This window comes from Streptomyces palmae, from assembly GCF_004684805.1.
Taxonomy (GTDB): domain Bacteria; phylum Actinomycetota; class Actinomycetes; order Streptomycetales; family Streptomycetaceae; genus Streptomyces; species Streptomyces palmae.
Genome location: NZ_SRID01000043.1, coordinates 1 through 22,355, shown reverse-complemented (window position 1 = coordinate 22,355; position 22,355 = coordinate 1). Strand labels below are relative to the sequence as shown.

The following is a 22,355-nucleotide window of genomic DNA, read 5'->3' as shown; positions in this document are numbered from 1 at the left end:
AGCACGACGTGCGAGGCTGTCGGTCGAACTGTTCACCGAACCGGGGGAGACGCCGTGCGAACGGCCCTACGTGCGGGACTCGCGGGCCACTCCGTCGTGCTGGCGGCCCTCCTTCTCACCGGCTGCGGAGGCACGCAGGACTCGCCGGATCCCGGGCGCCCCGCCGCGAGTGGACACCCCTCGGACACCCCCGTCACGGCACCCGGCGTCGACGGCGACTCGGATCCCGGACGGCTCTTCACCGAGCGCGAGCTGAAGGCCGCCCTGCCGCCCGCGAAGGTGCTGGGCGGGCAGGCCGAGGTCACGGAGGTGTCCACGGGGCTCTTCGGCCGGTACGGGGGAGGCGACTGGAGCCAGTGCGGGCCCGCGGCCGACCTGCGAAGGGAGTTGAGCGGCTTCCAGGCGGCCAGTGCCCAGCAGACCGTGCGCCTCGCGGGTGCCGGGGAGGACCGCCCGACCGCCACCGTGCAGCTGGTGTCGATGCCGGCCGCGCGCGCCGAGCGCTACCTGGAGGTCCGGCGCCGGCTCCACGAGGTCTGTCCGCAGGTCACCGTCGACACCGAGGCCGCCCCCGTCCAGGAGCACCACGAGGCCCAGGAGGTCACCGCCCTCGGCGACGAGGCGCTGCTGGAGGTCTCCCGCCTCACGGGCGGCGACGAGTACGACGGCGCCCCGTCCTACACCGTCGATGTCCGCGTCGGAGGCGTGCTCGCCATCGTGAGCCCCGAGGGCGACCGGCAGACCGGCATCTCCCTCGCCGCGCGGACCGCCGCACACCTCCGCACCGAGCTGTACGCACCCGACGGGAGTACGGGCTCGTAGGCCGTGGCCAGGTCGCCGACGGTGAAGGGGGACGCGCCGCCAGAACCGGCACAGGCACACGGGGCCGGACGCGGCGCCGCTACTCCTGCGGCCCCGCCGCATAGGCCAGCGGCGGTGCGATCGCCTGGGCGTCCGCCCCCTCGCCGACCCACAGCCCGATGAACAGCGCGGCGGTCGCCTCCACCAGCCCGGCCCGGTCCAGCCCACCTCCGGCCAGCGGTGCGCAGCCCGTGTCTCGTACCAACTGGTGCCCGATCGCCAGCGCCTCCTCCGCGTCCCCGCAGACCGGAACGGCCAGCGGCCGCCCGTCGAACACCGGCGGGTCCATCCGCCACACGTCCTCGTGGCAGAGGTTGAACGCCTTGACCACCCGCGCGTCCGGCGCGGCCTCGGCCAACTGCCGCGCCGCCGAGGGGCCGCCCTCCGTGAGCAGCCGGAAGCCGGGCCCCACCGGGTTCGAGCAGTCGACCAGCACCTTTCCGCTCAGTTCCGTCTGGAGTCGCGCGGCCACCTCCTGCCCCACGCCGTAGGGCAGCGCCACCAGCACCGCCTCGCCGAATTCGGCCGCCGTACGCAGGCTCCCGTGCCCGGCGCCCCCGATACGCGCCGCGAGCAGCCGCGCCTTCCCCTCGTCCCGGCCCCCGATGACCACCTCGTGCCCGGCCCGCACCCAGTGGGTGGCGAGCGCCTCCGCCATGTTGCCCGTTCCCAGTACGCCGATCCTCACCGAACGCCCCTCTCCACACGCGCTTTCCTCGTTCGGAACGACACTAGGAAGCCCGTCGGGCACCATTCGGTGCGTGACAACCGAGCCCTTCCTCTCCGACTGCCGAGCCCGCCTCGCCTTCGACCTCCTGGCCAACACCTGGAACCCCGTGGTCCTCTGGGCCCTCCGCGACGGCCCCCAACGCCCCGGCGAACTCCGCGAGCGGATCGGCGGCATCAGCTCCAAGGTCCTCACCGAGACCGTGCGCCGCCTGGAGTTCAACGGCCTGGTCTCCCGGCGCGCCTACGCCGAGGCGCCGCCCCGCGTCGAGTACGAACTCACCGCCCTGGGCCGTACCCTGCTGGCCCCCATCGACGCCATCGGCGCCTGGGCCTTCGAACACGGCGACGAGGTGATGGCCGCACAGGACCGCGAGGACCAACGGGCTTCGGGGTGACGGATCCCCTCCACGCCGCCCCGCTCCGACGCCGGCCCCCTCCCGCACCGGCGCCGCCTCAGACCTACAGACCGCTGGTGTCGAGGTCCAGGTCGAACGGCTCGGGCAGACGCACCTTCGCGCCGTAAGGGAGTGGGCCGTCGGCGCGGGTGTAGCCGAGTCGGCCGGGTTCGGAAAAGAGCGTGACGCTGCGCTCCTGCCGGTCGATGAGCAGGTAGAGCGGCGCCCCGTACTCGGCGTATCGCTTCCGCTTCACCACTCGGTCGGTCTCGTCGTTGGACTCGGAGGTGACCTCGACGATGAGGAGGGTCTGGTCGGGGAGGAGGGCGCCGGCGCCCTTGGCCGCGGCGGCGGGGACGACCGCGAGGTCGGGGATGTACCAGTTGGGCGAGCCGGGGAGATCGAGATTGCCGGAGCCGGTGACGCAGTCGAGTTCGCGGGCGCGGGCGCGGATCTGTTCGCGGATGGTGTCGGCGGCGGCTTCGTGGTCCCCGGTGGGTGACACGGGCTCGATGAACCCTTCGATGATCTGGGCCCTGTCGCCCCGGATGTGCTGGACGGCGTACTTGAGGGCGCGTTCGGGATCCACGCCGCTGCTGTAGTCGGCCGGCGCCTCGCTCATCGGTTCCTTCCCTCGCCGATGCACTGATCGGTCATGACGGGTCCTCCCATGGCCACACCGGCCTCCATCGTCCCGCATCCAGGCGCGGAAAGCGGTCGAATCGGTCACCCGCCCGTGTCCCTCCGCAAGGCTGCCCACCCAGCCGGCCCTGGGCCGGACGGCTCGGTCCGGCCGGCACTGCCCGCCTCCCGCCTACCCCGTTCCCTCACCCTCTCGGTCCCGGAGCCGCCGGCGGCCGATGTTCCGTGGGGAAGCCGCGGGGACGGGACGCTCTCGCCGGGTCTGTCCCGGCCTCCCGCTCGCGGGGCCCCGGCCGTCCGGCTTGTCCGGCGGCCAGGGCCCCTGCTGTGTCATGCGCGGCGCGGTCGCGCCCGCTCGGTTGGCGGGCGTGTCGGGGGGCTCAGCGCCTCCCCGTGCCGTGACCGCCGTGCGAGGACTTGCCGTGCGAGGACTTGCCGTGCGCGTGGTGACCGCCGCGCGAGGACTTGCCATGCGACGGCTTGCCGTGGTGCTGGCGGCTGTGGTGCGGAGGCCGCTTGCCCGGGTGCTGGGATTGCCTCTTCGGCACCGTCACGGTGATGGTCGCCCGGGCGGACCTGCTGGTGACCCGGTCGCCGTTCTCGTCCGTGCCCCGTGCCCGCGCGGTGTTGGTGATGCGGCACCGGACACGGCCGCCGCCCTTGCCGCCGGAACCCTTCGCGGACGCACGGCACGTCCGCACATCCGCACGCGTGATCGTGTAGCTGCCGCGGCACGTCGTGCTCTGACCGGGGGCCAGCGTGGTCCGGTCGCAGGTGACCCGGTCGACCAGGTCGTCCGTGACACGGACGTCGCTCAGCTCGGTGTCACCGGTGTTGGTCACCGTGTACGCGTAGCGCACCGTGTCCCCGACCCTGAACGGGCCGCGGGACAGCACCCGCTTGGCAATCGTCACCCCTTGGTTGCCGGGCTGGGGCTGGAAGACGACCTGCCACACCGCGTACAGCGTGGTGTCGCCGGTGATCGTGAAGGTGTCGCCCGGTTCGTACTGGGGGGAGGTGGCATCCGGGTTCGTCGACCAGCCCAGGAACCGGAACCCGGCCCTCTCCAGGCTCCCCTGCCCGAGCACCGTCACGGTGTCGCCGGGCCGGTACGCGGTGTCGTCCACCGGCGCGCTGCCGGATGTGTTGCCGTTGCCCTCGTACGTCACCGTGTAGGTGATGGGTTCGCCGAAGCGGTGGTTGATGTCGAAGTTGTTGTAGCCCTGGGTCAGTCCGAAGGACCACTGGGTGCCGTGGATGTTCGCCGCGTAGACGGCGTCGTCCGCGGGGTTCCGGTGGTACGCCGCGGACGCCCGGTTGCCCGCGAAGACCACGCCCGCCTCGACGGTCAGCCTTGTGTAGTCGTCGGTCCACACACCGCCGCCGTCGACCACGGCCGTGTTGCCGGTGATGCGTCCCGCCTGGATGTCGGTCTCGGCCCCGTTGCTGTTGTGGATGCCGCCGCCGTCTTGCTCGGCGGTGTTGCCGGTGATGGTGCCCCCGTCGATGGTGGTCACGGCCGCGTCGCCGGTGTTGTGGACGCCACCGCCGTACGCGGCGCGCTCGTCCCTGATCACACCGCCACTCATGGTGAAGGTGGCGGCCCCGGTGCTGGAGCTGATGTTGAAGACGCCACCGCCTCTGCTGGCGGCGGCCGTCGTGACATTCCCCGAGACAGTGCCGCCGCTCATCCTGAACGTGGTCGCCGCCGCCGTTTCGCTCCAGTTCAGAACGCCGCCGCCGCTGGTGCCGGTGTTCCCGGTGATCTCACCGCTGGTCATCTCGAAGGTCGAGCCGCGCTGGTTGGTCACGCCTCCGCCCGAGGTGGCGCGGGCCGTGTTCCCCGAGATCCTGCCGCCCGCCAGGGTGAAGGTCGCGTTGGTGAAGTTGAAGACGCCGCCGCCGGTGTCCCCCTCGGAGGTGTTCCCCGAGACCTCGCCACCGCTCATGGTGAAGGTGGCGTTCGCGCCGTTGTTGCGCACCCCACCGCCGGTCGCGGTGGCCGTGTTGCCGCTGATCGTCCCGCCGGTCATGTCGAAGTCGGCGAAGTTGAAGACACCCGCCCCGTTCGTCGCCGTATTGCCGGTGATGGCGGCGGTGCCGGAGAGCCGGAGAATCCCCTGGCTGGTCACCCCGCCGCCGGCGGGCGCCGCGTTGCCGGTGATCTCCCCGCCGCTCATGTCGAAGGTTCCACTGGCGTCGCTGAAGACTCCGCCGCCACTGGTCCCGGCGGAGCCCGCGATGTTGTCGCTGATCGACCCGCCGGTCATGTCGAAGCTTCCGCTGGTGTAGACGCCGGCACCGTTCCTGCCGCCCGCGGCGTTGTTGTCGCTGATCGACCCACCGCTCATCGTGACCGTGCCGAAGTTCCGCACCCCGGAGCCGTTGTTGGCGGGCAGCGCCACGTTCCCCGAGATCGCCCCGCTGACCAGGGCCAGCTCGCCGCCCGACTGGACCACGACTCCGCTGCCGGTCTCACCGCGCACATGGGTCACGGTGATCCCGGCCAGCGTCAACGTGCCGCCGCCGGCCACCGTCACCGTGTCCCGAGCGGCCGCACCGATCAGATCGTGGTCCCCGGTCAAGGTGATGTCCTTGCCCGAGGGAATCGTCAGGGTGTCGCTCAGCGTGATGTCGTCGTCGAGCGGGATGGTCGTCGGACCGACCGCGTTCGAGATCGCCGCCTGGAGCTGGGCCTCGGTGCCCACGGCCGAGGCGGACCCCGGAAGCGCGAAAACCGACGCGATCACCGCGATGACGACCACCAACAATGACAGCGGATTTCTACGAACCACAGGTACCTCCACACGGGAGAGCGGCCGATTTGGTCTGATTTATCCGCAATCTAAGTGCCGGTCGCCTCATGCCTCGACGGGACACGCCCCCATCGCCAACGGTTCACGCGGCCTCGTACGGCAGACGGCTCCGCCGGACCACGCCGACCGCGCCCAGGGCAGACGGGGCAGCCGAGCCCGGAAGGCCGCGCCCACGGAACGGCGGGGAGCCCGGGCCACCCCGCGCTCCCCGCCCCGGTCAGCAGGCTCTTCCCCGCCGACGTCAGTCCTCTTCGTGATCCCCGGAGCCGCTGTGGCCACCCCGCTCGACGTCGGCCTCGGCGGCCTGGACCGCGCCGGTCCGCGCGTCGACGGCGACCTCGTGGTGGCCGCCCTTGGCGTCCGCGATCTCGACCTGCCAGACGACGGTCCCGCCGTGGTCGCCTTCGAGCTCGGCCGAGGTGGCCGTGCCCTGGACCCTGGCGAGGGCGGCGTCCACCGCCGTGGCCAGATCGGTCTTGGCGGACCGGGCCAGGCGGGCGTCGCCCTCGCGGTCACCGGAGTCGTCGTCCTCGTCCACCGTCGTGGCCACGATCCTGCCGTCCAGGGCGTTGACGGTGACCTCGTGCTCGGTGCCGTGGGCGTCGGTGATCTCGACCTCCCAGACCGGCTTGTCCTGGCCGCGCTCCAGGTCGACGGCGGTGGCGGTGCCCCGCACGGACTTCATGGCCTCGGCCACGGCCTGCTTGAGGTCGACCTTGGCACCCTTGAGCAGCGCCGCGCCGTCGCCCTCGTCGTCACCGCGGTCACGGTCCTCACGCTCGTGCCCGTCGTGGTCACGGTCGTGGTGGGCGCCCCGCGCGTCGGTGGCCGAGGCCCGGCTGTCGTCCGAGCCGCCGTCCCCGGCGTAGGCGACCGCGGTCGCGGCGCCCGCGCCGCCGAGGATCACGGTGGCCGCGAGCACGGCGGCGATGTTGCGGCGGCGGCCGGTCACGTTGCGCGGACGCAGGTGTGCCTTCATCGGGATGTTCCCTTCCTCGGGTCGGGTGCCGGACGGTGCTCCGTCCTGACGCCGACCACCATGCGCCGGTGTTCCTGAATGCCCGCTGAAGATGCTGAAGATCGCTTCAGGAACGTTCTGCGAAGCTTGGGGCATGCGCCTGCTGATCGTGGAGGACGAGAAACGCCTCGCCGCCGCCCTCGCCCGTGGCCTGACCTCCGAGGGCTACGCGGTGGGCCTGGCCCACGACGGCGTCACCGGCCTGCACATGGCGCGGGAGCACGACTACGACCTGATCATGCTGGACATCATGCTGCCCGGGCTGAACGGCTACCGCGTGTGCGCCCAGCTGCGGGCCGCCGGCCGGGACACCCCGATCCTGATGCTCACCGCCAAGGACGGCGAGTACGACGAGGCCGAGGGCCTGGACACCGGCGCGGACGACTACCTGACCAAGCCCTTCTCCTACGTGGTGCTGGTGGCCCGGATCCGGGCGCTGCTGCGCCGCCGGCCGCGGTCCGGAGCACAGCTCCTGCGGATCGGGGACCTGACGATCGACCCCGCCGCCAAGCGCGTCGACCGGGCCGGGACGGACATCACCCTGACCGCGAAGGAGTTCGCGGTCCTGGAACACCTCGCCCTGCACGCCGGGCAGGTCGTGTCCAAGGCGGACATCCTCGCCCATGTCTGGGACTTCGCCTACGACGGCGACCCGAACATCGTCGAGGTCTACGTCAGCGCCTTGCGCCGCAAGCTCGACGTGCCCTTCGGTCGGCGCTCCATCACCACGGTACGAGGGGCCGGGTACCTCCTCGAATCAGGTGGCGACCGGCATGCGTAGGCTCTTCGCCTCCCTCCGCGCCCGGGCCGCGCTGGCCGCCACGCTGGTGGTCGCCGTCGCCCTGGTCGTCGCGGGCGTCGCGGTGGTCGCCGTACTGCGCGGCAACCTGGTCGACCGGGCCGGTCTGGAGTCCGAGGTCGCGGCCCGCACGGTGGCGGGTTCCCAGCCCGCGCTGAACGGGCGCTTCGGCTCCCTGGACCTGCCCGAGGACGAGTCCCACCTCGTCCAGGTCGTCGACTCCGCGGGCAAGGTACTGGCCGCCGGTGACGAGCTCCACGGACGCGGTCCGGTCACGAACTTCTCACCCGCGCCCAAGGGCACCGCACCGCCCCACTCGTCCGACGACGACGATGACGACCACGACAGCACCCCCGCCCGGGGCAAGGTGGGCACGGACGTGGACCACAGGACCCTCGCCGTGCGGGTCGGCGACGAGACCCAGGACTACAGCTTCGCCGCCGTGCAGGGGACGACCTACGACGGCCGCACCTACACCGTCTACGCCGGCACCTCGCTCAAGGACGAGCAGGCCACTCTCGACCAGGTCACCCGCGCCATGCTGATCGGCCTGCCGTGCCTGCTCCTGGTGGTCGCCGGGGTGACCTGGCTGGCCACCCGCAAGGCGCTGCGCCCCGTCGAGGGCATCCGTGCGGAGATGGCCGAGATCACCGCCAGCGGCGACCTCTCGCGCCGGGTGCCCCAGCCCGACTCGCACGACGAGATCGCCCGGCTCGCCGCCACCACCAACGAGACCCTGACCGCGCTGGAGCGGTCCGTCGAGCGCCAGCACCGCTTCGTCGCGGACGCCTCGCACGAACTGCGCAGCCCCATCGCCTCCCTGCGCACCCAGTTGGAGGTCGCCGTGGCGCACTCCGAGCTGCTGGACGTCGAGGACGTGCTCCAGGACGTGATCCGTCTCCAGCACTTGGCGGCCGACCTGCTCCTGCTCGCCCGCCTCGACGCCGGCGAACGCCCCAAGGGAGCCCGGGTCGACCTGGCCGCCCTCGTCCACGAGGAACTCGCCGAGCGCGCCGCCACCGACCGCATCACCCCCGACCTCGCCATCAGCGGCACACCACTGGACGTCCATGGCAACAGCGGCCAGCTCCGGCGGGTGCTCGGCAATCTCCTGGACAACGCGGAACGCCACGCGCGGTCCACCGTCGGCGTCGAACTCCGGGCCGAGGGCGCGGACGTGGTGCTCACCGTCACCGACGACGGCCCCGGTGTGCCCGAGGCCGACCGTGAGCGGATCTTCGAACGCTTCGTCCGCCTCGACGAGGCCCGCACCCGCGACGACGGCGGCGCGGGCCTCGGCCTGGCCATCGCCCGCGACGTCGTACAACGCCACGGCGGCACGCTGTCCGTGGACCAGGCCCCCACCGGCGGCGCCGCCTTCCAGGCCAGACTGCCCCGCGCCACCTGAAGGCCGCCTCAGACGTAAGCGACGGCGAGCATATGGGACGAGGCGGCGAGGAGAGCCGGGTACGCGTCAGCGAGCCGTGCGGCCTCAAGCGCGGCGGCGAACAGCGGAGAGTCCTCCTCGATCCGCTCGCCGCCATGCAGCTCGGCCGCCTTCAGCGCACCCCAGGACGGGCCCTCGATCCCGTACACACTCAGGCAGTCCAGCCCGGCGGCGGTCATCTCGTCAGCGAGCTGGTCCGCCGTGTGGAAGTAGGCGGCGGTGAAGCCCTTGCGGCCAGGCTCGTGAATCCCGCTCGCGAGGATGTCGGCTACGGATTCGCGCACACGTGGCTTGGTGCCGAGCCAGGTCGTCGCGGTGTGTTCGAACAGCGAGGCATAGCGGCCGATCGCCGCCGCGGCCACCAGCCCGCCCGGTCTCACCACCCGCCGGGCCTCGCGGAGTGCCCGCAGCCGGTCCTCTCGGTCGAGCAGGTGGTAGAGCGGGCCCAGCAGCAGGGCCACGTCGTAGGAGTCATCAGCGGCTGTGAGCGCCCGCGCGTCGCCGCGTTCCGCCGTCACGCCGTCGATCTGCCGGGCCTCTTCCACGTGCCTGGGCACCGGATCCACCAGGTGCACCGCGTACGTGTCGTCGGTCAGCCATCGGGCGTGGACTCCTGGCCCTCCTCCGATGTCCAACACTCGCGCAGGAGCCGGGGGCAGGTGCCTGCGCAGCAGTTCCTGAGTCCGGAGGAGTTCCAGGCGGCCGTCCGCGGCATCGATCAGGCGTTGTCCCTCATCGATGGTGTGGGTGTAGAAGTCCAGGATCTCCGGTGCGATGGGTGGCGCGGCCTGTTCGGTCATCCTGGCATTGTGGCGGCTGTTCGGCTCGCGGGTAACCCCGTAGCCTGACCGGTCAACCGGTCACCACATGCGACAGGATGCTTCTCATGCCTCAACTCAAGTACGAAGTGATCGCCGAGGATCTGCGACGCCGAATCCCCGACGGTGAGTTCGACCCCGGTGAGATGCTGCCGTCCAGCCGAGACCTATGCGAGCAGTGGGGCGTATCTCGCGCCACCACGATCAAGGCCATGGACATCCTCCGGGCGGACGGCCTGGTAATCCCACACCAGGGTCGCGGTTTCACTGTCGTCGAGACACCGGTCGCGCGTCCTGCCGGTGGTCGTCGCGCGGGGACGAGCCGGACGGCGGGCGGTCGGCCGTTCCGCCGCCTGGGCCAACCGGAGATGTTGACGCCGCCATCCCATGTGGCCGAAGCCCTCAACCTGCCGCCAGGGGCGGCGGCGCTGCACCGGGCCCGACTGGTCCTGACCGATGCCGGCGGACCCATGACGTATGTGACCGCCTGGTTCCCGCCAGACATCGTCGACCAGTGCCCGCGCCTGTCCCATTCGGGTCCCATCGCGGAGGGGACGACGCACTATGTGCGGCGCCAAACCGGCCGTGAGCCAGCGCGTGGCACTGATGTCACAAGGGTCCGCCTGGCAACCAAGGCAGAGGCGGAACACCTCGGGGTGAAGCAGCCGGTCGCAGTCGCGGTGGATCTGCACACGGCCTACGACAAGGAGGGCAGGCCGCTGGTGTGCGAAGAGGGCGTGACGCCCTCGGGGTTGTGGGAGCGCGTCGACGACTACCCGATGGGGGCGAAAGCGTAAGAGAAGCTTGACTGGTCCGGTGGACCGGTCCAGTCTGGTGGGGCAATCGTGGCGCTCATGCTGCTCCCTGCCTCTGGGCTGCGGCGTGGGCACCGCCTCCTCCCCACATCCCCGATGGGTGCCCTGACCCAGGCGAGGTCCGGGGGCGTGGCCACCAACCCTACGGAGGTTGACCACATGATCGAGCCCGTCCGCAGGCTCCTCGAACTCATGCTTCGGTTACTACTCCCCTCGTCCGGACGTCACCGGGCCGCCATTCCGCACGTCACCGGGCCCACGCCGGTGGTGGCCGATGCCTCCACCCCGCAGATGGTGCTGCTGTCATCGGGCGCGGAAGACGTAGCAACTCTCGTCCGGCCCTATGTCCTGACGCCCGAGGAGCGACGGTCCCGGCAACGCCGCCGACGAACGTTGTGGCTCGCGGTGCACGGCCTCGATCTCGGCGCGTACGAGGCGAAGGCGGCGGCGGCGTGGTGAGCACCCAGCGGCGCCTGCTGCCGTGGCCCGGACCGGGCGGGCAGCCCGCGTACCTGCTCTCGGATGGCGGCGCCGACAGCCATCTGTGGCGGCTGGCCGACAAGGTGGAGGCCGTACAGCTGCGGACGGGCGACGAGTTGGTCGGATACGCGCGGGCCATGGTGGACGACCGCAAGGTGGGGGCCCGGGAGCTGCGATTCGTGGTGCGTCGGCTCACCGAGGCGCTGATCGACACCCGGCGGATCGCGGACAGCCGAGCGATGCGCCTGGCGGAGCTGGACGACGCGGATCCATCCGACCGGCACAGCCTGCGCGACAGCGAACACGCCACGACGGAGGAGGACCTGCTGTGACGACCTGGCAACTCGGCCGGGTGCCCGGTCGCCCACTTCGCCGCGACGGGGACGAGCATCTGGTCCTGCCCCTGTGGATCGCCCGCGAGGGAGAGGTCATCGGCACTTCGGAACTGGCCCTGACCACCGCGGAGGCCGAACAGCTGCACGCCGCCCTCTGCTACGCCCTGGACGGCAAGCCCGTCCCCGACTTCGCCCCGGAGTGCCGCTTCTCCACCCAGCGCGGCTCGAACGCCCGTCGCTGATGGCGGACGCCCCACTCATCCGCTGCGCCACCGGCGGATGAGTGGGGCCCGCGCTCCACCTCAGGATTTCCTCACCCACCGCCGCGTCACCAAGTCCGGCACCCGGTACGGGAGATCAACCAGCCCGTCATCAAGGCCCTCGCTGACCCGTTGGAGTCCTAGTGTCGTCCATATGACGATCGACAACGGGGCCGCCGGCTCGCTCTTCGAATCCCTTCGGGCAGATGCCCTCACCCACCCGGACCAGCTGCGCGAGCTCTATCCGCAGCCGAACCCGAACGCGCTCCGCAAGGAGATCGACCGCCTGACCGAGGAGACCCGGGCGCTGATCGGCTGTTCCTCGCTGGTGTTCATCGGCAGTGCGGACGCCGAGGGACGGGCGGACGTGACGCCGCGTGGCGGCCCGGCCGGGTTCGTCTCGGTGCTGGACGACCGTACCTTGGTGATCCCCGACGCGACCGGCAACAAGCGGCTCGACACCATGCACAACGTGCTGGAGACCGGACGCGTCGGCCTGCTCTTCCTCATCCCCGGCCGCCCGACCACGCTGCGCGTCAATGGCCGCGCCTGCGTCTCGGCGCGCCCGGAGCTGCTCGCCCGACTCACTCCCGTGGGGAAGCCGCCGGTCTCGGCGATAGTGGTGCAGGTCGAGCAGGTCTACCCGCACTGCCCGAAGTCGCTGATGCGCGCCAACGCCTGGCAACCGGAGCGGTGGGTGCCTGCCGACGCCCAGCCGACCAGCGCCGAGGTGACGCTGTCCCAGTTGAACCTGCCGGGCCTGACCATCGACCAGGTCGAGGAGGCCGAACGGGAGTCACTGCGCCTGCGTTTCGAGTGAAGGTTCCACGACGTACGGGGAGGAGCGACGGTGGGTGTGAATGCAGAGGTGGCGGCACTGGTGGAGGTGCTGCCGACGACGCACGGCAGGGACGAGGAGATCGACTGGGGAGCGCTGGAGAAGGAGTGGGGGACCCGGTTTCCGGGCGACTACACCGCCTTCATGCGGACGTACGGGGCGGGGTGGATCGGCGGGGTGCTCGGCGTACTGCTGCCCGTTCACCGGCCCGGCGCCTACACGGACGGGTGGGGCCTCGGGGACGAGACGGCGAACGCCCGCGGTACCTGGGAGATGCTCGGCGGGAGCCCGGACCTGGACGTGGACCCGAACTCCATCCTCGCCTGGGGCGTCACCAGCGGTGCCGACATCTACTGCTGGCTCACCACGGACGAGGATCCCGACCGGTGGCCCGTGCTGGTGTGCGGCCGGCACACCGATCCCACCTTCCAGGTCCACCCCTTCGGCATGGCGGAGTTCCTGCGCAGGATCCTCACCGACGAGGAGTTCCAGGAGGAGACGATCAGTGTCGTCATTCCGCGGGAGCGCTCCTTCGTCCACTGGCGTGAGCAGAAGCGCCGCTGGGAGGCGGACCTCGACCCGGCAACCGGTGAGCCCCGGGCGTAGCGGCCACGGGAGCGGTCCTCCGCTGAGATGTCTCAGCGCCTCCAGCCGCGGGGGCCCCGCTCGCCTGCCTCCACACCGGCGGACGAGCGGGCCCAGGGCTCCTGCTCTCGCCCCGCGGCGGCGGCACGCGGCAGCACACACGGGAAACAGGACAGAAGGTGTCGGGTTTCGCGGAGACAGTGAGGGCGCCGGCCGGTGCCGCGGGCCGGGACGACAGACAGACAAGGACCCTCATGCGCGAAACACCCGACGCCCTCCACCGGTACGCCCCCGACCTCGCCACGCTCGGCGGGAAGGCGGACGAGGCGTGACCCGGCCCGTACCGGACACCCGTGTGCCGGCCCCGCACGCCGTCGGGGCCGGCGGGACGCGCGACACCATCGAGGTGGTGGGCGCCCGCACCAACAACCTGCGCGATGTGTCCGTCAGCATCCCCAAGGGCCGGCTCGTCGCCTTCACCGGCGTCAGCGGCAGCGGCAAGACCTCGCTCGCCATCGACACCCTGCACAGTGAGGCCCAACTGCGGTACCTGGAGGGCCTCTCCCCGTTCGTGCGCCAGTACATCACCCAGCGCAACCGCCCCCAGGTCGACCGCGTCCTCGGCCTCGGCCCCACGCTCGCGGTCGACCAGCGCCGACTGAACCGCAACCCCCGCTCCACCGTGGCCACCCTCACCGGGATCGACGGGCACCTCGGCCTGCTCTACTCGCGCCTCCCGCGGCTCGGCCCGGACGCAGAGCCGGAATCGGACACCGGCGCCGCTCCCCTGACCAGCGCACACTTCGACCGCCACACTCCCGAGGGCAGCTGCGAGGACTGCCACGGCGCCGGCGGACGCTGGCAGGCCCAGGAAGACCTCGTCATCACCCACCCGGACCTCCCGCTCTTCGAGGGCGCCTCCCCCTGGTACGCCAAATGGCGTTCCGGGGAGCACGCGTTCGTCCCCGCGCTCGCCGCCCTGCGGGGCGTGGACCTCGGCCTGCCCTGGCACTCGCTGCCCGCGGCGTTCCGGCACGAGGTCCTGTACGGCACCGGCGACGAGGCGGTCGAGGCCACCGTCGACATCCCGAACAAGAACGAGACGGCTCGGATGACCTACACCTCCAGCCAACCGCTGCGCGGCGCGCTGGCCGAGGTGGAGCGGGTGTTCGCCAACGCCCAGACGCCCAGCGCCAAGCAGCGCTACCTGCCGTACCTGCGCAAGCAGCCCTGCGAGGCATGCCAGGGCAGCGGATTCGACCGGGTCGCCCGGTCCGTACGCCTCGGCGGCCTGACGTACCCCGATCTGCTGGAGGTGGACGTACGCGAGGTACGCCGCTGGGCCGGGGACCTCGCCGACACCCTCGACGCCCGGCAGCGCGCCGTCGGCGAACCCCTGCTGCGGGACCTCGGACGCCGGCTCCGCCTACTGGACCGGCTCGGCCTGGCCCATCTGCGGCTGTCCCGCGGCGCCGCCACCCTCTCCGGCGGCGAGTTGCAGCGCACCCGGCTCGCCGCTCAGCTCGGCACCGAGCTGAGCGACGTCATCTTCGTCCTGGACGAACCCGGCACCGGGCTGCACCCGGCGGACAAGAGGAACCTTCTCGACATCGCCCTGGAGTTGCGCGAGGCCGGCAACACCGTCCTGCTCGTCGAACACGACCCGGAGCTGATCGCCCGGGCCGACTGGATCGTCGACATGGGCCCGGGCGCCGGCCGCCTCGGCGGCGAGGTCCTGGTCTGCGGCCCACCCGCGCTGGCCGCCGCCCACCCCGCCTCGGCCACCGGCCGCTACCTGGCCGGCGACGGGCCGCGGCTGCGCCGCACCCCCCGCCCGGTCCGCGACGGCGGCGACTGGGTGGAACTGCGCGGCCTGCGCGCCCACAACGCGGCGCTCGAGCTGCTGCGCCTCCCCGCCGGGCGGCTCACCTGCCTGACCGGGGTCAGCGGCAGCGGCAAGAGCAGCGTCCTGGGCGCCCTCGCCGCGGGCGTGGCGGCCGCCCTCGACGGCACGGCCGCCGACACCGTGCGCGAGGTGACCGGGGTCGGCGGATTCGGCTGGGTCGCCGTGGTCGACCAGGAACCCCTCGGGCGTACGCCGCGGTCCAACCCGGCCACGTACAGCAAGGCGTTCGACATCATCCGCAGGCTGTTCGCCGGCACCGAGGCGGCACGCGCGCGCGGCCTCGACGCCTCCTGGTTCAGCTTCAACACCACCGGCGGCCGCTGCGAGACCTGCGCCGGCCACGGCCGCAAGCTCGTCGACATGCACTTCCTCCCCGACATGTGGGTGGTGTGCGACACCTGCGACGGCCGGCGCTACGGGCCGCGGGCACTGGAGATCGCCTACCGGGGGCTGACCGTCGACCGGGTGCTGGAGCTGACCGTCGCCGAGGCCGGGGAGGTCTTCACCGAACCCCGGCAGCTCGCGGAGATCCTCGCCGCGCTCGACCGGGTGGGGCTCGGCTACCTCCGGCTCGGCCAGAGCGCCACCGAGCTGTCCGGCGGCGAGGCCCAGCGCCTCAGACTCGCCTCCGCGATCCAGCGCGGCGCGGCGAGCCGCAGGGCCGGCCTCGTCGTCCTCGACGAACCCGTCTCGGGCCTGCACCCGTCCGACGTCCAGCGGATCGTCGACGCGCTCGACCTGCTGCTCGACTCCGGCAACACCGTCGTGGTGGCCGAACACGACATCCCCGTCGCCGCGTCCGCGGACTGGGTGATCGACCTCGGCCCGGGGGCCGGCCCGGCCGGAGGCGCGGTGGTCGCGCAGGGCACCCCCGAAGCCGTCGCCGGCGCGGACACCCCCACCGCCGGATACCTCCGCCGGTACGCGGCCGGCCTGCCGCTCCTGGACGCCTCGGGGGACGCACGGCGCTGACCTGCGGCGTTCGGCGTTCCCGGGCCGCACCCCGGGAACGCCGAACGGCGGTCCCCCGCGCTGGTGCGCGGGGAACCGCCGTTCAGGGTGCCGGAGTCCGGTGCCTCAGGCTCCGATCAGGTTCAGACGCGGGTCAGTTCCGCGTCCGGGTCCTGGTCGGGCGTGCGGTCGGACTCGGCGGCGAGGGTCTTCTGCAGCTGCTCGCCCTCGACGTCGACGTTGGGCAGGGCCTTGTCGAGCCACTTGGGCAGCCACCAGGCGGACTTGCCGAGCAGGGCCAGTACGGCCGGGACTATGGTCATCCGGACCACGAACGCGTCGAAGAAGACCGCGATCGCCAGGCCGAAGCCGATCATCTTGACCATCTGCTCGGAGGAGCCGATGAAGCCGGAGAAGACGGCGATCATGATGACGGCGGCGGCGGTGACCACCCGGGCGCCGTGCCGGAAGCCGGTGACGATGGCGTCCGCGGGGCGCTCCCCGTGGACGTACGCCTCGCGCATCCGGGTCACCAGGAAGACCTCGTAGTCCATGGCCAGACCGAACACCACACCGATCATGAAGATCGGCATCATGCTCATGATCGGGCCGGTCTCCTCGACGCCGAACAGGGCGCCCAGCCAGCCCCACTGGAAGACCGCGACCACCGCGCCGAGCGCCGCGACCACCGAGAGCAGGAAGCCCAGGGCGGCCTTGAGCGGCACCAGGATGGAGCGGAAGACCACCATCAGCAGCAGGAAGGCCAGACCCACGACCAGTGCCAGGTAGGGCAGCAGGGCGTCGTCGAGCTTCTGCGAGACGTCGATGTTCATCGCGGTGGTGCCGGTGACCAGCACCTCCGCCCCGGTCTCCGACTTGATCTTGTCGGCCGCGTCCCGGATGTGGGCGACCAGGTCCTCGGTCTCGGTGCTGCTCGGCTTGTGCTGGGAGATCACCGAGACGATCGCGGTGTCACCGGCCTTGTTGAACATGGCCGGGGTGACGGTGGGCTTGTCCTTGAGGCCGGCGATGGTGGTACGGGCCTTCTCGACGGCGCCCTTGGGGTCGTCCACGCCCTTGACGTCGACCACGGTCATCAGCGGACCGTTGTAACCGGGGCCGAAGCCCTCGGAGATCATGTCGTAGGCCTTGCGCTTGGTGCTGCTGGTCGGCTGGTAGCCGTCGTCCGGCAGACCGAGCTGGAGCTTGGTGGCGGGAACCGCCGCCGCGCCGAGCGCGAGCACACCCACGACCAGCACCACGGCCGGGCGGCGGAGTATGCCGCGGGCCCAACGGGTGCCCATGTTGGGCTTGTCGGAGGTGGCCGGCGTGCCGGTCTCCTCCATCCGCTTGCGGGCCTTCTTGCCGTAGACCCGCTTGCCCGCGAAGCCCAGCAGCGCCGGGATCAGGCTGATGGCGATGAGGACCGCGATCACCACGGTGCCGGCCGCGGCCATACCCATCTTGGTCAGCATCGGGATGTTGACCACGGCGAGGCCGACCAGCGCGATGACCACGGTCAGACCGGCGAAGACCACCGCGGAGCCCGCGGTGCCCACCGCGCGGCCGGCGGCCTCCTCGCGCTCCCGGCCCTCGGCCAGCTCGGACCGGTAGCGGGAGACGATGAACAGCGCGTAGTCGATGCCGACCGCGAGGCCGATCATCATCGCCAGCGTGGAGGTGGTGTTGGACAGGCCCAGCGTGCTGGCCAGCGCCACGATCGAGGAGATACCGATGCCCACCCCGATCAGGGCGGTGAGCAGCGGCAGTCCGGCGGCGATCAGCGAACCGAAGGTGATGGCCAGCACCAGCGCGGAGATGACGATGCCGATGATCTCGGTGGCACCGGTCTCCGGCATCTCCTCCAGCGCGTCACCGCCGATCTCCACGGTGAGGCCGGAGTCGCGGGCGTCCTTGCCCACGTCCTTCAGCGCGTCCTTGGAGTCCTTGTCCAACTCCATCGCGTTGACCTTGTAGGTGGTCAGCACGTAGGCGGTGGTGCCGTCCTTGCTCACCGCGTGGGCGGCGAACGGGTCGGCCACCGAGGCGATCTGGTCGGAGCTCTTCTTCAGCTCCTTGATCACCTTGGTGACCACCGCCTTGTTCTCCGCGTCGGCCATCTGCTCGCCCTTGGGGGCGCGGAAGACGACGCGGGCGGTGGCGCCATTGGCGTTGGATTCCGGGACGCGCTCCTTCAGCAGGTCGAAGGCCTGCTGGGCCTCGGTACCGGGGATGGAGAACTCATCGTTGGAGGGCTTGGTGGCGGTGCCGGCGCCGACTCCGGCGACCACCAGCAGCGCGACCCAGATCAGGGCCACCAAGCGACGTTTTCTGAAGGCGAAGCGCCCGAGTTTGTAGAGGAACGTGGCCACGAGTCGTGGTGCTCCCGTCGTGAGTGAGTGGGATGGCGGAGAACCGACCCGGCGACGAGAGCGGCGTTCCGGGCGGGCGTCCTGGTGCGGTGGTGCTCGTTATGCGGTTGTCCGGTGCCGGTTTGGGACGTGGGCACCGTTGTGGGGAGTTCGGACTCCGAGGGCGGGGAGGACCACGGCGTCGATGTAGTCGAGGAGGTAGTCGGGATCCGCCGGCCGGTCGTCGACCATCTGCCGGGCGAGGAAGGCACCGACCATCAGGTGCGGGACGAAGGCCAGTGCGGGCCGGTCAGGATCGATCTCACCGCGGTCGACGGCACGCCGGAGCAGGCCGCCCAGCGCGATGATCTCGGGTTCGACCAGGAGTTCACGCATCGCCCGGTGCAGGTCCGGGTTCTCGTGTACGGCATGTGCCAGCCCCCTGATCAGTGCCGCGTCCGTCTCCGTACGACCGGGGCCGCAGGCCGCCAGCTCGCGCAGGTCCCCGCGGAGTGAACCGGTGTCGATGTCCTCCACGGATACCGGCTTGGCCTTCCGCATCGCGGTGGCCACCAGCTGCGGCTTGCTCTTCCACTGCCGGTACAGCGTCGCCTTGCTGGAGTGCGTACGCGCCGCGACGGCGTCCATCGTCAGCGCCTCGTAGCCGACCTCCGCCAGGAGATCGATCACGGCCTCGAAGAGCTCGCCCTCCCGCTCGGGGGTGAGTCGGGTGCGCCGCGGGGTCACCGACCCGGCTGCTTGCACGACACACCCCCAGACGAACGAAACGGTTTCGTACACCTGGCCCTACGATACGACATATCGAAACGGCAAGGTTTCGCTGTGCCCCTCGGAAGACGGTGGGGTATGTCACAGAACAAGTTGCCGCGGGCTGCCGGTCCCGAAAGCATGGACTTGTGAGCGCCTATCTGCGGTTCCCTCATCTCCATGGCGACCTGCTGTGCTTCGCGGCCGAGGACGACCTGTGGGTGGCCCCGCTGGCCGCCCCCGGCGCCCCCAGCGGTCGGGCCTGGCGCCTGACCGTCGACCGCACCCGGGTCGGGCACCCCCGCTTCTCGCCCGACGGCACCCGGATCGCCTTCACCAGCTGGCGCAGCCTGGACCCCGAGATCCACCTGGTGCCGACCGAGGGCGGGCCGGCCCGCCGCCTCACCTACTGGGGCAGCACCGACGCACGGGTCTGCAACTGGGCACCCCCGGACCAGGACGGCGAGCCGCAGATCCTCGCCGTCTCCTCACACGACCAGCCGTTCTCGTACTTCTCCTGGGCCTACACCCTGCCCACCGACGGCAGCCCGGGCGGCAAGCTGCCCTGGGGCCCGGTCTCCGACATCGCCATGGGCGAGCTGGACGGGCAGCGCCGCACCCTGCTGCTGACCGGCAAGCCGCCGCACGAGCCGGCCGCCTGGAAGCGCTACCGGGGCGGCGCCATGGGCCGGATGTGGCTGCACGGCACCCGGCTGCTGCCGGACCTGTACGGGCATCTGGCCTCGGTGATGTTCGTCCGCGACCCGGCCGCGGGCGGACCGGACGGCGCGACGCGGATCGCCTTCCTCTCCGACCACGAGGGCGTCGGCAACCTGTACTCCTGCCTACCCGACGGCTCCGACCTGCGCCGGCACACCGACCACGCGGACTTCTACGCCCGGCACGCCGCCACCGACGGCCACCGGGTGGTCTACCAGTGCGCCGGCGAGCTGTGGCTGGTGGAGGACTTCGGCCCGCGGGGCACCCCGCGCCGGCTGGACGTACGGCTGGGCGGCCCGCGGGCGGGGCGGCGCGGCTACCAGGTGCCGGCCGCCGCGAACGTGGAGTCGCTGGCGGTGGACGCCACCGGCCGGGCCAGCGCGGTGTGCGTACGCGGCAGCCTGTACTGGCTGACCCACCGCGACGGCCCGGCCCGCACCATCGCCGACACCCACGGGGTACGGGTGCGGCTGCCCGAGATGCTCGGCGCCGGCGGCCGGGTCGCCTATGTGACCGACGCCGAGGGCGAGGACGCCATCGAGATCGCCTATCTGCCCCGGGCCAGCGGTCCGCGCCCGCCCCGGCGGCTGGCGGTCGGCCGGCTGGGCCGGGTGCACGAGCTGACGGCCTCCCCGGACGGGCGGCAGCTGGCGGTCGCCTCCCACGACGGGCGGCTGCTGCTGGTCTCGGTCGCCGAAGACGAAGCCGCGGAGGCGGCACCCGAGCCCGACGCGCCGGCCGCCCCGGCCGGCGCCACCCGGTACCAGGCGGGCACGGAGGCCGAGGGCGCCGCCGAGGACGCGGCGCACGGGGTGACCGAGCTGGTGCGCTCCGACAACGGCCCGGTGCGCGACCTGGCCTTCTCCCCCGACTCCGGCTGGCTGGCCTGGTCGCATCCGGGCATCGGCCGCTCGCTGCGGCAGATCCGGATCGCCCGGCTCAGGGACCGCACCATCGTGGACGTGACCAACGGCCGCTTCGAGGACGAGCAGCCGGTCTTCACCCGGGACGGCCGCTATCTGGCCTTCCTGTCCTGGCGCGGATTCGACCCGGTGTACGACGTGCACACCGGCGACCTCTCCTTCCCGCTGGGCTGCCGCCCGTACCTGGTGCCGCTCTCCTCTGCCACCCCCTCCCCGTTCGCGCTCTCCCCCGAGGGGCGGCCCGCCGGCGGCGGTCTCGATCCGCAGGACTGGCGCCCGCCGACCGTGGAGCCGACGGGGCCCGAGGGCGCCGAGGGCACCGTGCTGGTGGAGGTGGAGGGGCTGGCCAGCCGGGTGACGGTGTTCCCGGTGGCCGCCTCCAAGTACTCCTCGCTGCACCCGGTCAGCAGCGGCGGGCTGGTGTGGCTGCGCTGGCCGATCTCCGGCGCGCTGGGCGAGACCTTCGCCAGCCCCACCGACACCTCGGGCCGGCCCACCCTGGAGTACTTCGACCTGGTCAAGGCCAAGCGCACCGAACTCACCCGGGAACTCGACTGGTTCGCGCTCAGCGGCGACGGCAGCCGGCTGGTGGTCAACGACGGCGGCGAGCTGCGGGCGGTGCCGGCCACCGAGCCCGGCGACAGCGACTCCACCGTCTACATCGACATGCGGCGCATCCTGCACGACGTCGACCCGGCGGCCGAGTGGCGGCAGGCGTACGCCGAGGCCGGGCGCATCGTGCGGTCCTACTTCTGGGAGCCGGGGATGGGCGGGGTGGACTGGGACGGGGTGCTGGAGCAGTACCGCCCGCTGGTCGAACGGGTCGCCTCCCCCGAGGAGTTCGCCGACCTGCTCCGCGAGGTGCTGGGCGAGCTGGGCACCTCGCACGCCTATGTGGGACCCGCCCGGCGCAACGAGGGCCCGCGCCACTACCAGCGGCCGATCGGGCTGCTCGGCGCCGACTTCGTACGGAGCAAGGAGGGCGCCTGGCAGGTGGTCCGGATCCTGCCCGGCGAGTCCTCCGACTCCCGAGCCCGCTCCCCCCTGGCCGGCTCCGGGGTGCGGGTGGGGGCCGTGCTCACGCATGTGGACGGACGGCCGGTGGACTCGCTGACCGGCCCGTACCCGCTGCTGGCGGCGGCCGGCGGGACCACCGTGGAGCTGACCTTCGAGCATCCGGAGCAGGCCGGGCACCCGCGCCGGATCGCGGTGGTGCCGCTGATCGACGAGCGCCCGCTGCGCTACCAGCACTGGGTCGCCAAGCGCCGCGAGGTGGTGCGGGAGCTGAGCGGCGGCAAGTGCGGCTACCTCCACATCCCGGACATGGGCGGCTCCGGCTGGGCGCAGTTCAACCGCGACCTGCGCCGCGAGATGTCGCTGCCCGCGCTGATCGTGGACGTACGCGGCAACGCCGGCGGCAACATCAGCGAGCTGGTGGTGGAGAAGCTCACCCGCACCGTGATGGGCTGGGACCTGACCCGCGACGCCCAGCCGGTCTCGTACACCAGCAACGCGCCGCGCGGCCCGATCGTGGCGGTCGCGGACGAGATGACCTCCTCGGACGGCGACATGATCACCGCCGCCTTCCGGCTGCTGGGCATCGGCCCGGTGGTGGGCCTGCGCACCTGGGGAGGGGTGGTCGGGATGACCGGGCGGCACCGGCTGGTGGACGGCACCTCGATCACCGTGCCGATGAACGCCGCCTGGTTCGACGAGTACGGCTGGGGCGTGGAGAACCACGGGGTGGAGCCGGACATCGAGGTGGAGCGCACCCCGCTGGACTGGGCCGAGGGCCGGCACAAGCAGATGGACGACGCGGTACGGGTGGCCCTGGACCTGCTGGAGCAGCACGGCACCGCGACCCCGCCCGACTACTCCGACGTCCCCAACCGCAGCCG

At 72.0% G+C, this 22,355-nt stretch carries 19 protein-coding genes; 12 read left to right on the top strand and 7 right to left on the bottom strand.

Features of this window, described 5'->3' with window-relative positions; translation table 11 throughout:
* The first annotated feature begins 54 nt into the window (after positions 1-54).
* Positions 55-822 carry a hypothetical protein gene (locus E4099_RS07490; protein ID WP_135338161.1) on the top strand — a complete coding sequence of 256 codons (768 nt, stop codon included), beginning with the start codon at positions 55-57 and terminating at the stop codon, positions 820-822.
* 79 nt (positions 823-901) lie between these two features.
* Here the strand turns inward: E4099_RS07490 and E4099_RS07485 are convergent, their stop codons facing one another.
* Positions 902-1,549 (bottom strand): NADPH-dependent F420 reductase, encoded by a 648-nt coding sequence (locus E4099_RS07485; RefSeq protein ID WP_245244656.1) that lies wholly within the window; start codon positions 1,547-1,549, stop codon positions 902-904.
* Between the two features lie 73 nt (positions 1,550-1,622).
* Between E4099_RS07485 and E4099_RS07480 the strand changes: the two genes are divergently transcribed.
* Positions 1,623-1,985, top strand: coding sequence for a winged helix-turn-helix transcriptional regulator (locus E4099_RS07480; RefSeq protein WP_135338159.1), 363 nt, complete (start codon positions 1,623-1,625; stop codon positions 1,983-1,985).
* A gap of 64 nt (positions 1,986-2,049) precedes the next feature.
* Here E4099_RS07480 and E4099_RS07475 read toward each other — a convergent pair whose 3' ends face one another.
* The 3 genes from E4099_RS07475 to E4099_RS07465 all read right to left on the bottom strand — a co-directional run bounded on the left by E4099_RS07475 (position 2,050) and on the right by E4099_RS07465 (position 6,422).
* Positions 2,050-2,607 carry a Uma2 family endonuclease gene (locus tag E4099_RS07475; RefSeq protein WP_135338158.1) on the bottom strand — a complete coding sequence of 186 codons (558 nt, stop codon included), beginning with the start codon at positions 2,605-2,607 and terminating at the stop codon, positions 2,050-2,052.
* Positions 2,608-3,007: 400 nt separating this feature from the next.
* Positions 3,008-5,434, bottom strand: a complete 2,427-nt coding sequence (locus E4099_RS07470) for a DUF7507 domain-containing protein (RefSeq protein WP_167828311.1) — start codon at positions 5,432-5,434, stop codon at positions 3,008-3,010.
* Positions 5,435-5,684: 250 nt separating this feature from the next.
* A complete protein-coding gene (locus tag E4099_RS07465) occupies positions 5,685-6,422 on the bottom strand; it encodes a PepSY domain-containing protein (protein ID WP_135338156.1) in 738 nt (245 codons plus the stop codon).
* Between the two features lie 133 nt (positions 6,423-6,555).
* Here E4099_RS07465 and E4099_RS07460 point away from each other — a divergent pair, with 133 nt between their 5' ends.
* Positions 6,556-7,242 carry a response regulator gene (locus tag E4099_RS07460; protein ID WP_135338155.1) on the top strand — a complete coding sequence of 229 codons (687 nt, stop codon included), beginning with the start codon at positions 6,556-6,558 and terminating at the stop codon, positions 7,240-7,242.
* Positions 7,235-8,668: a sensor histidine kinase gene (locus E4099_RS07455; RefSeq protein ID WP_135338154.1), complete on the top strand. Its 1,434-nt coding sequence runs from the start codon at positions 7,235-7,237 to the stop codon at positions 8,666-8,668. Before E4099_RS07460 ends, E4099_RS07455 begins: the two co-directional genes overlap by 8 nt.
* Before the next feature lie 8 nt (positions 8,669-8,676).
* On the opposite strand, the gene E4099_RS07450 is transcribed toward E4099_RS07455, so the two are convergent.
* Positions 8,677-9,507: a class I SAM-dependent methyltransferase gene (locus E4099_RS07450; RefSeq protein ID WP_135338153.1), complete on the bottom strand. Its 831-nt coding sequence runs from the start codon at positions 9,505-9,507 to the stop codon at positions 8,677-8,679.
* A gap of 86 nt (positions 9,508-9,593) precedes the next feature.
* Here E4099_RS07450 and E4099_RS07445 point away from each other — a divergent pair, with 86 nt between their 5' ends.
* The 7 genes from E4099_RS07445 to E4099_RS07415 all read left to right on the top strand — a co-directional run bounded on the left by E4099_RS07445 (position 9,594) and on the right by E4099_RS07415 (position 15,716).
* Positions 9,594-10,322, top strand: a complete 729-nt coding sequence (locus tag E4099_RS07445) for a GntR family transcriptional regulator (RefSeq protein WP_135338152.1) — start codon at positions 9,594-9,596, stop codon at positions 10,320-10,322.
* Between the two features lie 177 nt (positions 10,323-10,499).
* Complete coding sequence (locus E4099_RS07440) at positions 10,500-10,799, top strand: hypothetical protein (protein WP_135338151.1); 300 nt, start codon at positions 10,500-10,502, stop codon at positions 10,797-10,799.
* Positions 10,796-11,152: a hypothetical protein gene (locus E4099_RS07435; protein ID WP_342451909.1), complete on the top strand. Its 357-nt coding sequence runs from the start codon at positions 10,796-10,798 to the stop codon at positions 11,150-11,152. The genes E4099_RS07440 and E4099_RS07435 overlap by 4 nt, the downstream gene beginning before the upstream one ends.
* Positions 11,149-11,397: a hypothetical protein gene (locus E4099_RS07430; protein ID WP_135338149.1), complete on the top strand. Its 249-nt coding sequence runs from the start codon at positions 11,149-11,151 to the stop codon at positions 11,395-11,397. The genes E4099_RS07435 and E4099_RS07430 overlap by 4 nt, the downstream gene beginning before the upstream one ends.
* Positions 11,398-11,569: 172 nt before the next feature.
* Positions 11,570-12,235, top strand: coding sequence for an MSMEG_1061 family FMN-dependent PPOX-type flavoprotein (locus E4099_RS07425; protein ID WP_135338148.1), 666 nt, complete (start codon positions 11,570-11,572; stop codon positions 12,233-12,235).
* 30 nt (positions 12,236-12,265) lie between these two features.
* The gene (locus E4099_RS07420) at positions 12,266-12,859 is read left to right on the top strand and encodes an SMI1/KNR4 family protein (protein WP_135338147.1); all 594 of its coding nucleotides are present in this window, start codon (positions 12,266-12,268) and stop codon (positions 12,857-12,859) included.
* A 307-nt stretch (positions 12,860-13,166) separates the two neighbouring features.
* The gene (locus E4099_RS07415; RefSeq protein WP_245244655.1) at positions 13,167-15,716 is read left to right on the top strand and encodes an excinuclease ABC subunit UvrA; all 2,550 of its coding nucleotides are present in this window, start codon (positions 13,167-13,169) and stop codon (positions 15,714-15,716) included.
* A 122-nt stretch (positions 15,717-15,838) separates the two neighbouring features.
* Here E4099_RS07415 and E4099_RS07410 read toward each other — a convergent pair whose 3' ends face one another.
* Positions 15,839-18,067: an MMPL family transporter gene (locus tag E4099_RS07410; RefSeq protein ID WP_135338146.1), complete on the bottom strand. Its 2,229-nt coding sequence runs from the start codon at positions 18,065-18,067 to the stop codon at positions 15,839-15,841.
* Positions 18,068-18,166: 99 nt separating this feature from the next.
* Positions 18,167-18,793, bottom strand: coding sequence for a TetR/AcrR family transcriptional regulator (locus E4099_RS07405; RefSeq protein ID WP_135338145.1), 627 nt, complete (start codon positions 18,791-18,793; stop codon positions 18,167-18,169).
* Positions 18,794-18,963: 170 nt separating this feature from the next.
* On the opposite strand from E4099_RS07405, the gene E4099_RS07400 reads away from it, so the two are divergent.
* On the top strand, positions 18,964-22,355 hold a 3,392-nt coding region (locus E4099_RS07400; RefSeq protein WP_135338144.1), incomplete at its 3' end, for a S41 family peptidase.

Coding starts and splice junctions, on each gene's coding strand:
- E4099_RS07475 (WP_135338158.1), bottom strand. CDS start 2,607: ATGAGCGAGGCGCCGGCCGACTACAGCAGCGGCGTGGATCCCGAACGC.
- E4099_RS07465 (WP_135338156.1), bottom strand. CDS start 6,422: ATGAAGGCACACCTGCGTCCGCGCAACGTGACCGGCCGCCGCCGCAAC.
- E4099_RS07460 (WP_135338155.1), top strand. CDS start 6,556: ATGCGCCTGCTGATCGTGGAGGACGAGAAACGCCTCGCCGCCGCCCTC.
- E4099_RS07455 (WP_135338154.1), top strand. CDS start 7,235: ATGCGTAGGCTCTTCGCCTCCCTCCGCGCCCGGGCCGCGCTGGCCGCC.
- E4099_RS07450 (WP_135338153.1), bottom strand. CDS start 9,507: ATGACCGAACAGGCCGCGCCACCCATCGCACCGGAGATCCTGGACTTC.
- E4099_RS07445 (WP_135338152.1), top strand. CDS start 9,594: ATGCCTCAACTCAAGTACGAAGTGATCGCCGAGGATCTGCGACGCCGA.
- E4099_RS07440 (WP_135338151.1), top strand. CDS start 10,500: ATGATCGAGCCCGTCCGCAGGCTCCTCGAACTCATGCTTCGGTTACTA.
- E4099_RS07425 (WP_135338148.1), top strand. CDS start 11,570: ATGACGATCGACAACGGGGCCGCCGGCTCGCTCTTCGAATCCCTTCGG.